Genomic DNA, 12,531 nt, shown 5'->3' with positions numbered 1-12,531 from the left:
GTTAGCCCGCTTTCTTTTGCCTACTTTTCTTTGCGGCGGCAAAGAAAAGTAGGTGCTGCCCCGCACAGGGGCGACGCGTGAGGCACAGACACCAAATCGCGGATGCCAGCAAAAGCGAACAGCAAACAGCAACCAGCGAACAGCAAACCCAAAAAAGCCTGCGCAGCAAAAAACCCCTACCTAAACCCTACCGCCACCCGCCCCAACTCCTGAATCCCAGCCTCAAAAATTCGAGCAAAAAACGGCATCATATTCGGCAACATCAACTGAATCAGCAGCAACCCGGTAATGACAGTCACCGGCAACCCAACCTGAAACACCCCAATCTGCGGCGCAGCCCGATTAAGAATCCCAAGCGCAAGATTAGTCACCAGCAGCGCAGTCACGATCGGCAACGACAAAAGCAGTGCAGCACTGATGACAGTGCTCCCAAACCCGACAAGCGTCCGCCATCCATTCGCCCCAAGCACATTCGCGCCGACAGGCACCGCCTGAAACGTCTGCACCAGTGCAGAAATCACCTGCAAATGCCCATCGAGCGCAAGAAACGTGAGAATGGCGAGCATGTACATATACCGCGACATCACGTCAGTCGACCCCGCCGCATGCGGATCGAAGAACGTCGCGAAGCCGAGGCCCATGCTCAGGCCGATGATGTCGCCGGCAGCCTGCACAGCACCAAACACGATCTGCATCGTAAAGCCGAGCGCCGCGCCAATCAGAAACTGATTGACGATAATCCACACGCCCTGCGCGGAGAAAACCGTCACCTGCGGCAAGGCGCCTATCGTCGGCGCAACGATCAGCGTGATGAAACCGGCGAGACCGAGTTTCACGCGATTCGGCAACGACTTGTCGCCAAGAGCAGGCGCTGTCGCCAGCAAGGCGAGAATCCGCACGAACGGCCACAGGAACGCAGTCAGCCAGACGTTCAGTTGCTCATACGTGACGGTAAACATCGTGTGTAAAGGGGAAAAAGCTCAGTTGGCGAGCGTCGGAATGCTCGTGAACATGTGACGCATGTAGTCGAGCATCTTGGCCAGCATCCACGGTCCGATCAGCACCAGCGTCACGGCAATCGCAAACAGCTTCGGAATGAACGACAGCGTCGCTTCGTTGATCTGCGTCGCCGCCTGGAACAGGCTCACGACCAGTCCGACCACCAGCCCGACGAACAGAGGCGGCGCGGCCAGCAGCAACGCGATATACATCGCTTCGTGCGCAAGGGTGGTGACGGTTTCCGGCGTCATGGCGTAACTCTCCCGGCGAAATTCAGACGAAGCTCTGCGCAAGCGAGCCGATGATCAGCTGCCAGCCATCCACCAGCACGAACAGCATCAGCTTGAACGGCAACGAAATCGTCGCGGGCGAAATCATCATCATGCCCATCGACATCAACACGCTCGCCACCACCATGTCGATGATCACGAACGGAATGAACACGGTAAAGCCAATCTGGAAGCCGGTCTTCAACTCGCTCGTCACGAACGACGGCACCAGCAAAGACAGCGGCACATCTTCCGGACCCTGCATCGGCGCAGCATGCGAGATGCGCGCGAACAGCGCGAGATCGCTCTCGCGCGTCTGCTTCAGCATGAAAGCCTTGAACGGCGCGACGCCGCGCTTCACGGCTTCGTCCATCTGGATCGTGCCTTCGGAGAACGGCTTGTAGCCATCGGTGTACGCCTTGTCGAGCACGGGCGTCATCACGAACAGCGTGAGAAACAGCGCGAGACCCACCAGCACCTGGTTCGGCGGCGTGGTCGGCGTGCCGATCGCCTGACGCAGCAGCGACAGCACGATGATGATGCGCGTGAAGCTCGTCATCATCAGCACCATCGCCGGGAGGAACGACAGCATCGTGAGCAGCAGCATCGTCTGCACACTCAGCGAATACGTCGTACCGCCGTTCGGGCCGGGGCTCGTGTTGAAAGCCGGCAAGCCGTTGGCCTGCGCGTGCGCCAGCGTCGGCAGCGCCAGCAGCAGGGCGGGGACGGCGAGCGGCGCAACCAGCGCGGCACCCTTCAGGATGCGCTTTTTCATCGAAGGGGAAGCTTGCGTGGAAGGCATGGAAAGGGCGTGGGAAGTCACAGCGCAGCCGCGCTGCGCGTCAGTTCGGTCGTACTGCATTACTGTTCTCCGCCTGGGCGTCGCTGGAAACGTCTGGACGCTTCCTGTTTGAGCGCGTCGCGAAAGCGTTGTCCGAATGTGCCGCTCATCTGGGCCGACGTGTCCGCGCCCGATGCGCCAGGCACGGAAAAGGACTGGCCGGTGGGCAGTGTCGCGCCCGATGTGGAACCGGCAGGCATCGTATGCAACAGACGCACGTTGCCGGGCGCTGCGCCGAGTACCAGCCAGGTGTCGCCGATCTCGACGACAGCCACGCGCTCCTTGCCACCCAGCGAGGTGCCGCCGATCGTCTTCACGATCCCGCCGCGCGCGCCCGGCTGCAAGCCGAAGCGGCGTGCAAGCCACGCGAAGGCGAACACGAGGCCGATCACGACAGCGAGGCCGACGATCGTCTGCAACACGGCGCCGACGCCAAGCGACGGCACCGCAGTGCCCGCGCCGACGCTCGAGGCGATCTTCGCGGCGTTGTTGACGGCATTCATGTCGGCGGCATGCGCCACGTTGAAGGCGCTGAGGCCAGCTGCAACGACCGTCGACATGAAACGGGCGCGGCGCGAGAGCGGCTTGCCGCTCCCGTGAGTCGCGGCCCGGTGTACTGCGTATTTCATCGGTTCAGTTTCCGGATACGCTCGGACGGCGTGATGATGTCGGTCAAACGGATGCCGAACTTGTCGTTCACGACCACCACTTCGCCCTGTGCGATCAGGCAGCCGTTTACCAGCACGTCCATCGGCTCGCCCGCCAGACCGTCCAGTTCGACGACGGAACCCTGCGCCAGTTGCAGCAGGTTGCGGATCGCGATCTTCGTGCGGCCCAGTTCGACGGTCATCTGGACGGGAATGTCCAGGATCATGTCGATGTCGTTACGCGTCGTGGTCGGTTCGACCTTCGACAGCGGCTGGAACACGCCCGCCGTGGTCGCACTCACGGATGTGTTGTCGTTCTGCTCGGCGAGCGCGCTCGCCCAATCGTCGAGTGCGGCTTCTTCGGCGCCTGCGCCGGGCAACGGATCATTCACTTTCGAGTCTTCCGGCATGTCCATTTCGGGGGTCGAGTTCAACTCAGTCATAGCCCGCTTCCTTCATCTGTTCCGCTGCGCTGATCATTTTCTGTACGCGCAACGCGTATTGCCCATTGAAAATACCGTAGCCGCATTCCATCACCGGCACACCGTCGACCTTCGCGGTGATGTGCTCGGGAATGTTCATGGGCAGCACGTCGCCCGCCTTCATGTTGAGAATTTCCTGGAACGTCACGGGGACCTGCGCGAGATCCGCCGTCAGTTCCACTTCGGCTGCCTGCACCTGCTGCGACAGCACGCGCACCCAGCGACGGTCCACTTCGAGCGCTTCGCCCTGAATCGGCGAAGAGAGCACGTCGCGGATCGGTTCGATCATCGAGTACGGCATGCAGATGTGCAGCGTGCCGCCCGTCGGGCCGAATTCGATCGAGAACTGCGTGACGATCACGATTTCGTTCGGCGTGGCAACGTTTGCGAACTGCGTGTGCATTTCCGAGCGCACGTATTCGAACTGCAGCGGACGCACGCTCTTCCATGCCGTCGTGTAGTGCTCGAACACGAGACCCAGCAGCTTGCTGATGATGCGCTGCTCGGTCTGCGTGAAGTCACGGCCTTCCACTCGCGTGTGGAACCGGCCGTCGCCGCCGAACAGGTTGTCGACCACGAAGAACACGAGGTTCGGATCGAACACGAACAGCGACGTGCCGCGCAACGGCTTCACGTGGACGAGGTTCAGGTTCGTCGGGATCGGCAGGTTGCGGGTGAATTCGCTGTACTTCAGCACCTTCACGGGGCCGACGGAGATTTCCGCCGTGCGCCGCATGAAGTTGAAAATGCCGACACGCAGCAGACGCGCAAAACGGTCGTTGATGATTTCGAGGCCGGGCATCCGGCCGCGAACGATGCGTTCCTGCGTCGCGATGTTGTACGGACGTACACCGGACCGATCACCGTGATCGGATTGCGAGTCGGACTCGCCGGTGACGCCCTTGAGGAGGGCATCGACCTCCTCCTGGGACATGAACTCTTCGTGGCCCATTCCTATTCCTCGTACGTCCCTTCAATGGCGCGGTTGGAAAACAAATCAGTCAGCGCGACGCGCTATTACTGGACGACGAATTCGGTGAACAGCACGTCGGAGACGTGCACCGGTTGACCGTTGGCCTCAGTCGGCTCTTCGATCAGTTTTTCGAGTTCCGTGGCGAGTGCTTTCTTGCCGTCGAGCGTCGCGAGTTCCTCGGGATGCTTGTTCGACAGCGCGAGCAGCACGCGGCTGCGGATCTCGGGCATATGTTCGGTCAGATGTTCCTGCACTTTCTGATCGTTCAGCTTCAGCGTCAGACCGATGCGCAGATAGTGCTGCTGGCCGTCATCGGACTGCAGGTTCACCGTCATCGATTCGAGCGGGAAGAAGATGGGAGCGGGCGCAGGAGCCGGCGCTGCTGCCGTTGCGGCGGCGGGCGCGCGCTTCGACATGAAGAACCAGGTGGCCGCGCCGGCTGCGCCTGCCGCGACAAGAACGATCAGCAGGATCACCAAAATGCGCTTGACGAGGCCCGGGTTGGAGGGCTTCGCGTTGGCTTGCTGGTTTGCGGTCGTGGTTGCCATGAAATTGATTGCCTCAATGCTGTAGGTGAATTTTCAGGTGTCTGACGGTGTTGCGATGGGTCGAAAAGAAGGGGTATTCAGGGTTAGCTCGTGTGTTTGGCAGCCTTCGGCTGGTTTTGGTTTTTGCTGTGCTGGCATGGGGGGCGTGCTTTTACGCTGGCATCCGCGATGTGCCTTCGTATTTCACGCGTTGCCCCTGTGCGGGGCGGCACCTACTTTTCTTTGCCGGCTGCAAAGAAAAGTAGGCAAAAGAAAGCAGCTCAAACCGAGCCGCTTGACCATCGCCAAGATTTATCGACAGCCGAAGCGGCGGCAAACTGTGTGTAGGTTCTTTCGCCTTATGCGTGCACTTCGGACCAGGTCCGGAGTGCATACGTTAGCGGTACGACGACCTACGGACAGTTTGCTGCAGCTTGGGCCGCTGGATATTCCTGGGCAATGGTCAAGCGGTTCGGTGTGAGCGGCTTTCTTTTGCCTACTTTTCTTTGCCGCTGCGAAGAAAAGTAGGTGCCGCCCCGCACAGGGGCAACGCATGAACTACGAAGGCAAATCGCGGATGCCCGCACAAACCCAAAACCACAACCTCAGGCAAACGTATCAACAAGCCCAACAGTCCGCCGCACAGGCATGCTCACCGTAGTCGTACCGCCGTCGGCAACATCAACACCCCCATCACCGCGCGCACCACTGCGCCCGCCACGCGAACCGCCGCTCTGCTGCTGATCCTGCTGGCTGGTCTGGCGTGCAAAGCCATCGCTGACACTCGCGCTTCCCAGTCCGATGCCGCCTTGCTCCATCGCTTCACGCAGTTTCGGCAGCGCGGCTTCGACCGCGTCGCGCACCTGCTGATGCTGCGAAACAAAAAGGGCATGTGCATGGTTATCGGCAACCTGGAGCACGACCTGTAGCGGGCCGAGATCGCGCGGATTGAGCGTGAGTTCGGCCGTCTGCTGATGCGCATTGGTGAGGAACACGACCTTCTGGCTGAAAGCGTCTTCCCAGTCGTGCGCGCCGACTTGCGGCGCAATGCTGTTAGCCATCGCAGCGGTTGCCGGGTCGGAGCCGCGCGTGGCCACGGTCGTGGCGCTCGCCGCGGCTGCTGCCGATGCAGCCTGAGTCGCGGCAAGAGCAGCGTTGGTGTCGGTGGTCGCGGCGGGCAGGGCGCTCGTCTGCGCGACGCTCGCGCTGGCTGCGGCGAGCGTGTCGGCCGGGCTGGGTTGTGCAGCAGCGGCGGCCGCAGGGGTAGCAGCCGCCGCGGCGTTGGCCGTCGCGGCGTCGCCCTTGACGTTGCGCAAATCGGCGAACGTCAGGCCCTTGCCGGCGCCCGAACCCATGCCGCCGAGCGTTGCGTCGCCCGTCGCGGAGGCACCCGTGCCTGCCGAAGCCGTCACGCCCGTCGCGGGCGCTGCGCCCTGGCCGTTCGCCATCGCGGCAAAGGCTGCCTGCAATGCGTCTTGCGTCGCTTTCGGATCGAGCGAGGCGATTTTCTTCGACGGCGTCTGGATCACGGGCGTCGTCGTGTTACCGGCTACGGGCGTCGCAGTGGGCGTGGCCGGGTGCGTGGCGGCTGCTGCGGCGGCGGCATCGGCTGCGCCGCTTGCCTGCGTTTGCGCCTGCAAGGCGGCGGCTGCCGCCGCTGCTGCGGCCGCGGTTTCTGCGGCGGCGGCGCTGGTGGTCGGTGCGCTGTCGTCCTGCTTCGAAGCGGAATCGGGCTTGTCCTGGCCGTTCGCGCTGCCTGTGTTGCCGGTGCTGTTGCTGCCGTCCGTGCCGGTCGATGCGCTGCCTTGCTGCGTGCTGTCGCTCTGGCTCGCGGACTTCGTGCTGTCGGTGCTGTTCGAGTTATCGGATGCGCTGGTGTTGCCCGACTGGTTCTTCGCAGGCGGCAGGTCGTGCACGCCCGAACCGTTCGATGCCGACGGCGACGGCGCCGGTGCGGGCGCAGGAGCCGGCGTTGGCGCGGGCGCCGCGGCGGCCTGAGTCTGCGCGCTGATGCTTTGCTGCAGCGTCGTCGAGAAGGGCAGCGCGCTGCCGGCGTTATTGCTGTTCGATGAACTGCTACTGCCCGAGGTGCCGCTCGTCGAGCCGAGCAGCGAACTGATCAATGAAAGAGGCGACATGCTGGATCTCGTGTGGTCGTGTCAGTCCCGATGCGCGCCGCAGCGATCTGCGGCGTGAGGCGTCTTCATGCGCCTTCGGCGCGCATCCGGAGAATGCGAGCGCCGAATTCGTCGGCGTCCCGTTGTTCGCGGCGCGCCGCGACTTTAGCTTCGGCGGCGATGCCGCGTGCTTCCAGTACTTCGTATGAACCGAGCTTCTGCTTGCTGCGCTGCCATTCCGGCTTGGCCGCTTCGACGCGCGCCGTTGCCGTCGCCAGCAACTGGCGTTGCTGTTCGATGGCCGTGTCGAGCGTATCGATGAAGGCCTGAAAGTTGCGCATGTTGCCGGCAGGCATACCGGCCTTGGCGGTTTCCGTGAAGCGCCGGTGGTACTCGTCGCGGTATTCGATCAGCGAGTTCAGCTGCGCTTCGACTTCGTTGCGTTCGCGTTGGACGCGGCCGAGCTTGCGCGCGGCGGCATCGACGTCGTCCTGTGCGAGGCCAATCAGCGTCTTGATCGGAAAGTGCTTGCTCATTCAGTCTCTCCCTAGCCGAACAGCGAGTTGAGGTGCGCGACGCTGTTGTCGAAAGCCGAGCTTTCGCGGAAACCTTGCTGCAAAAACGCTTCCATATGCGGATACAGCGCGATGGCCTTGTCGAGCACGGCGTCGCGCCCCGACGAATACGCGCCGACGTTGATCAGGTCGCGATTGCGCTGGTAGCGCGACAGCATCTGCTTGAACTGACGCGTGCGGTCCAGATGCTGATCGCTGATGAGCGACGTCATCGCGCGGCTGATCGACGCTTCGATGTCGATGGCAGGATAGTGGCCCGCTTCGGCGAGTGCGCGCGACAGCACGATATGGCCGTCGAGAATCGCGCGTGCCGAATCGGCGATCGGGTCCTGCTGGTCGTCGCCTTCTGTCAGCACGGTATAGAACGCGGTGATCGAGCCGCCGCCTTCGGGGCCGTTGCCCGTGCGCTCGACGAGTGCGGGCAGCTTGGCGAACACGGAAGGCGGATAACCCTTGGTCGCGGGCGGCTCGCCAATGGCAAGCGCGATCTCGCGCTGCGCCATCGCATAACGCGTCAGCGAATCCATCAGCAGCAGCACATGCTTGCCCTGATCGCGGAAATATTCGGCTAGCGACGTCGTATAGGCGGCAGCCTGCATGCGCAGCAGCGGTGAAACGTCGGCAGGCGCGGCTACCACGACGGAACGCGCGAGACCGTCCTCACCCAGAATCTGTTCGATGAATTCCTTCACTTCGCGGCCGCGTTCGCCGATCAGGCCGATCACGATCACTTCCGCGCTGGTGTAGCGCGCCATCGTGCCGAGCAGCACCGATTTACCGACACCCGAACCGGCGAACAGCCCCATGCGCTGGCCGCGTCCCACGGTGAGCAGCGCGTTGATCGCGCGCACGCCGACGTCGAGCACCTTGTGAATCGGCTCGCGATGCAGCGGGTTGATGGTCGGTGCGGTGAGCGGCGCGTCGTTGCGCGCGTTGAGCGGACCGAAGCCGTCGCGCGGTTTGCCCGATGCATCGACCACGCGGCCCAGCAGTTCCCAGCCGACGGGCAGACGCTTCGCGCCCGCCATCGGATCGGCGATAGGCGCGACTTCGAGCGGATAGACCCGCGCGCCGGGCAGCAGACCGGCGACTTCCGTCGTCGGCATCAGAAAGAGTTTGTCGCCGTGAAAGCCGACCACTTCGGCTTCGGCCATCGTGCGCGTGCTGCCGGGCGGCAGCTCGATCATCACTTCGGCGCCGACGGCAAGACGCAGGCCGACGGCTTCGAGCACCAGACCGGCCGCGCGCGTCAGGCGGCCGCAGGCACGCAGCGGGCGCGCGATCTGGTTGCGCTCGCGCAAACCGTTCAAACGATTGCGCCACGCCTGCAAATGCGGATTGGATGCGAGCGCGGGATCGGGTTCGCGCTTTGGCTGAGCCGCCGATTCGCGGCTCGCGGGCGCAGCGGCAGGATGCGGCGTGCCTGCGTCAGGTTCACTGGAAGACTGCCCGTCGACGCCGCCCGAGTGGGCTTCCGAAATCGCGGATTCCAGCGCAGCAAGCGACTCTTCCATCTGCGCGACGGTGAGCGCTTCCGCACCGAACGACGCCAGCGCCAGCTCGCGTTCGAGCGGCGTGAGGTCGCTATGCTGAATGTCTTCGATGGTCGGCTTTACCATGTGCTCGCCTTGCCGAGCGCTGCGGCGACGCGCTCCCAGCGCGTGCCGATGCCGGCGTCAACCTCGCCCGTCGTTGAGACCGCGCGGCAGCCGCCGCGTTCGATCGCGGGGTCGGTGCGCACGGTCCAGCCGCGCGTCTGCATTTCTTCCAGCAGATACGCTTCGACGATGGGCAGATCGGCGGGACTCACGATCAGAGCGGGCGCGCCGACCAGCGCCGGTTCTGTCGCCATCACTTCACGCGCGGCGGCGATCAGCGCCGTCGGGTCGTGCTGCACGTGCTGGCGGACCACTTGCTGCGCGATGTCGAGCGCGAGCGCGACGATCGTTTCGGACAGTTCATGCTGCGCGTTGTCGAGCGCGGCCTTGAAGGTTTCGGCGAGTGCGGCGATCTGCTCGACTTCCGCGCGTGCTTCCGCCTGACCTTGCTCGAAACCCTGGGCGCGGCCCTGTTCGTAACCTGCCTGATAGCCGAGCGCCTGGCCGGCGACGTGGCCGGACGCCACGCCTTGCGCGTGCGCCGCATCGCGCAAACGCTCCAGCTCGGCTTCGAATGCGCCGTCGTCGACTTCGGGTTCCGGCTGTTCGGGAACCGGGTCGAACGAGGCCATCTCCCAGCGCTGGTAGGCCGAGAGGCTTTCCTTGCGCGTGGAGTCCTGGTTAGACATATGCATCTTCCGCCTTGCCGCCGATCACGATAGCGCCGGACTCGGCGAGATTGCGCACCACCTGCAGGATCTTGCGCTGTTGCGTTTCCACTTCCGACACGCGCACCGGGCCGCGTGCGTCGAGGTCTTCCGCGAGCAGTTCGGCGGCGCGTTGCGACATGTTCGACAGGAACTTCTGGCGCAGCGCGGGCTGCGCGCCCTTGAGCGAGATGATCAGCGTTTCCGACTCGACTTCCTTCAGCAGCAACTGGATGCCGCGGTCTTCCAGGTCGAGCAGGTTGTCGAACACGAACATCTGGTCGATGATCTTCTGCGCGAGTTCCGCGTCGTACTGGCGGACGTTGTCGATGACCGACTCTTCGTGGTTGCCCGGCAGGAAGTTGAGGATTTCCGCCGCGGTGCGAATGCCGCCCATCGGGCTGCGCTTCAGGTTGTCGCTGCCCGACAGCAGGCCCGTCAGCACGTCGTCGAGTTCGCGCAGCGCGGCCGGCTGAATGCCGTCGAGCGTCGCGATACGCAGCAGCACGTCATTGCGCAGACGTTCCGTGAAGCACGCGACGATTTCCGACGCCTGATCGCGGTCCAGGTGGACCAGAATCGTCGCGATGATCTGCGGATGCTCGTTCTTGATCAGTTCGGCCACGGCTGCCGAATCCATCCACTTCAGACCTTCGATACCGCTCGTATCGCTGCCTTGCAGGATACGGTCGATGATCGCGCCGGCCTTGTCGTCGCCGAGTGCCTTGGTCAGCACCGAACGGATGTAATCGTTCGAATCGAGCGAGAGGGCAGTGTGCTTGTCCGCCTCGGCGACGAACTCGTGCAGCACTTCGTCGATCTGCTCACGCGTGATGTTCTTCAGCGACGCCATCGCGACGCCGATCTTCTGGACTTCACGCGGACCCAGAAACTTGAATACGCTCGCGGCTTCTTCCTCGCCGATCGACATCAGCAGGAGCGCGCTCTTCAATACGCCTTCAGTGCTCATCGGACACCCAGCTCTTCACGACGGTTGCAACGATCTTCGGATCCTGACGCGCGATAGAACGCGCATATTCGAGGTTCCGCTCATATTTGGCCTTCTCGCTTTCCAGCGAGACCAGCGATCCTTCGACATCTTCTTCGGCGGCCAGCGCGGCGGCACTCGGCGGCAGGCCATCGAGCACCGGCTCGTCGGGCGACGGCAGCGCGGCGACAGCCTCGACGGGCGGCGGGAACGCGCGGCGCAGCGCCGGCTTGACCATCACGAAGTACAGGAACAGGGCGACGGCGCCAATGCCGACATAGGTCGCGATCTGCTTGTACATCGCGATCATGTCCTTGGTGCGCCACCACGGCAGGTCGGCATCGGGATCGGCGATCTGCTGGAACGCTGCCGGCTCCACGTTGACCATGTCGCCACGCGCCTGGTCGTAGCCCATCGCGTCCTTCACCAGCTTCGTGACCTGTTCGATCTTGTCAGCGGAAATCGGCTGCATGGTCGCGTGACCCATGGAGTCGACAACGCGCATGTAGTTCACCACCACCGCCACCGACAGACGCTTGATGCCGCCAACCGCCTGCTCTGTGTGACTGACGACCTTGCTCAGCTCGTAGTTGGTGGTTGCATCCTTGCGATCGCTGACGGGCGTCGTCGTCACGCCGCTCGCGCCATTCGCGCTGGCGACGATCGGCGCGGACGCCGGTTGCGGCGGCTGGTTCGACAGCGCGCCCGGCACGCCCTGGGCGCCACTCTGCGACATTTCCGTCGCGGTGCTGGTCTGCTGGCTGCGGATGGCGGCCTGCTGCGGATCGTTGTTCGGCGCGTATTTCTCGGAGGTCTGCTCGTGGCGGGAGAAATCGATGTCCGCGCTCACCGACGAATGCGCGTTGCCCGCGCCGAACATCGGTCCGAGGATCGCGTCGATGCGCTGCTGCGTGTTGCGCTCGATCTGCTGGACATACTTCAGCTGCGTCGCATCGAGGCCGCTACCGCTGACGCCCGCCTGCGTGAGCAGGTTGCCGTCCTGATCGATGATCGTCACGTTGCGCACGGGCATGTCGGGCACCGCCGACGACACCATATGCGTAATGGCTACCACCTGGCCTTCATCGAGCACGCGGCCCGGATACAGATTGACCAGCACCGACGCCGACGGCGCTTCGCGGTCGCGCACGAACACGGTCGGCTTGGGAATGGCCAGATGCACGCGTGCCGACTTGACCGTCGAGATGGATTCGATCGTGCGCTGCAGTTCACCTTCGAGCGCACGCTGATAGTTGATCTGCTCGGCGAACTGGCTGATGCCGAACTTCTGGTTGTCCATCAGTTCGAAGCCGACCGAGCCGCTCTTGGGCAGACCTTGCGATGCAAGGCGCAGACGCATTTCGTGGACCTGATCGGCGGGGATCAGGATTGCGCCGCCTGCATCGGAAAACTTGTACGGCACGTTGGCCTGCTGGAGCGCGGCAACGATTGCGCCGCCGTCCTGATCGGAGACGTTGCTGTAGAGCACCTTGTAGTCAGGTGCGCGCGACCACAGGATCAGACCCGCCACCACGGCGATCAGCACCGCGACGGCGAAGATCAGCGGCGCGCGCGGGTTGCCGCGCATCTGCGACAGCGACGTGGGAAGACCCGGGAAGCGCGTAGCGAAACCACCGCCGCCGCCCAGGTCGAGGCCTGCGCCGCCCGGTGCTGCTCCCGCTGTGCCCGGCTGCGCGCCGGCGAGGCCCATGCGGGCGTCGGGGTTGATCAATGAGTTGGCTGACGAATCCATGCGTCGGGGTTCTCCGGAATCCTTTTGCGTTCTGTCTTACGGGGCCTTACCTCGG

At 63.6% G+C, this 12,531-nt stretch carries 13 protein-coding genes; all 13 read right to left on the bottom strand.

The genetic code is table 11. The features are described from left to right. Nucleotides 1–176: 176 nt before the first annotated feature. A complete protein-coding gene (gene fliR / locus DK391_RS37315) occupies nt 177–959 on the bottom strand; it encodes a flagellar biosynthetic protein FliR (protein ID WP_109483025.1) in 783 nt (260 codons plus the stop codon). A 21-nt stretch (nt 960–980) separates the two neighbouring features. Continuing rightward, nucleotides 981–1,250 carry a flagellar biosynthesis protein FliQ gene (fliQ, locus tag DK391_RS37310; protein WP_035991503.1) on the bottom strand — a complete coding sequence of 90 codons (270 nt, stop codon included), beginning with the start codon at nt 1,248–1,250 and terminating at the stop codon, nt 981–983. 22 nt (nt 1,251–1,272) lie between these two features. Then, nucleotides 1,273–2,043 (bottom strand): flagellar type III secretion system pore protein FliP, encoded by a 771-nt coding sequence (gene fliP / locus DK391_RS37305; protein ID WP_239483057.1) that lies wholly within the window; start codon nt 2,041–2,043, stop codon nt 1,273–1,275. Nucleotides 2,044–2,129: 86 nt separating this feature from the next. Next, nucleotides 2,130–2,669 carry a flagellar biosynthetic protein FliO gene (gene fliO, locus DK391_RS37300; protein ID WP_239483058.1) on the bottom strand — a complete coding sequence of 180 codons (540 nt, stop codon included), beginning with the start codon at nt 2,667–2,669 and terminating at the stop codon, nt 2,130–2,132. A gap of 65 nt (nt 2,670–2,734) precedes the next feature. Next, the gene (gene fliN / locus DK391_RS37295) at nt 2,735–3,199 is read right to left on the bottom strand and encodes a flagellar motor switch protein FliN (RefSeq protein WP_109483022.1); all 465 of its coding nucleotides are present in this window, start codon (nt 3,197–3,199) and stop codon (nt 2,735–2,737) included. After that, nucleotides 3,192–4,190 (bottom strand): flagellar motor switch protein FliM, encoded by a 999-nt coding sequence (gene fliM, locus DK391_RS37290; RefSeq protein ID WP_109483021.1) that lies wholly within the window; start codon nt 4,188–4,190, stop codon nt 3,192–3,194. The genes fliN and fliM overlap by 8 nt, the downstream gene beginning before the upstream one ends. A 65-nt stretch (nt 4,191–4,255) precedes the next feature. Continuing rightward, nucleotides 4,256–4,759 carry a flagellar basal body-associated protein FliL gene (gene fliL, locus DK391_RS37285; protein ID WP_109483020.1) on the bottom strand — a complete coding sequence of 168 codons (504 nt, stop codon included), beginning with the start codon at nt 4,757–4,759 and terminating at the stop codon, nt 4,256–4,258. A gap of 584 nt (nt 4,760–5,343) precedes the next feature. Continuing rightward, entirely contained in the window at nt 5,344–6,876 is a 1,533-nt protein-coding gene (locus DK391_RS37280; RefSeq protein WP_109483019.1) for a flagellar hook-length control protein FliK, read from the bottom strand. 65 nt (nt 6,877–6,941) lie between these two features. After that, complete coding sequence (gene fliJ / locus DK391_RS37275) at nt 6,942–7,391, bottom strand: flagellar export protein FliJ (protein ID WP_109483018.1); 450 nt, start codon at nt 7,389–7,391, stop codon at nt 6,942–6,944. A gap of 11 nt (nt 7,392–7,402) precedes the next feature. Continuing rightward, a complete protein-coding gene (gene fliI / locus DK391_RS37270) occupies nt 7,403–9,049 on the bottom strand; it encodes a flagellar protein export ATPase FliI (protein ID WP_109483017.1) in 1,647 nt (548 codons plus the stop codon). After that, nucleotides 9,043–9,723 (bottom strand): flagellar assembly protein FliH, encoded by a 681-nt coding sequence (gene fliH / locus DK391_RS37265; RefSeq protein WP_109483016.1) that lies wholly within the window; start codon nt 9,721–9,723, stop codon nt 9,043–9,045. Before fliH ends, fliI begins: the two co-directional genes overlap by 7 nt. Further along, the gene (fliG, locus tag DK391_RS37260) at nt 9,710–10,705 is read right to left on the bottom strand and encodes a flagellar motor switch protein FliG (protein ID WP_109483015.1); all 996 of its coding nucleotides are present in this window, start codon (nt 10,703–10,705) and stop codon (nt 9,710–9,712) included. The genes fliH and fliG overlap by 14 nt, the downstream gene beginning before the upstream one ends. Further along, entirely contained in the window at nt 10,695–12,476 is a 1,782-nt protein-coding gene (fliF, locus tag DK391_RS37255) for a flagellar basal-body MS-ring/collar protein FliF (protein ID WP_109483014.1), read from the bottom strand. The genes fliG and fliF overlap by 11 nt, the downstream gene beginning before the upstream one ends. Nucleotides 12,477–12,531 lie beyond the last annotated feature (55 nt).

Source organism: Paraburkholderia sp. C35 (assembly GCF_003121405.1).
Taxonomy (GTDB): Bacteria; Pseudomonadota; Gammaproteobacteria; order Burkholderiales; family Burkholderiaceae; genus Paraburkholderia.
This window is presented reverse-complemented; position numbering and strand designations above follow the sequence as displayed.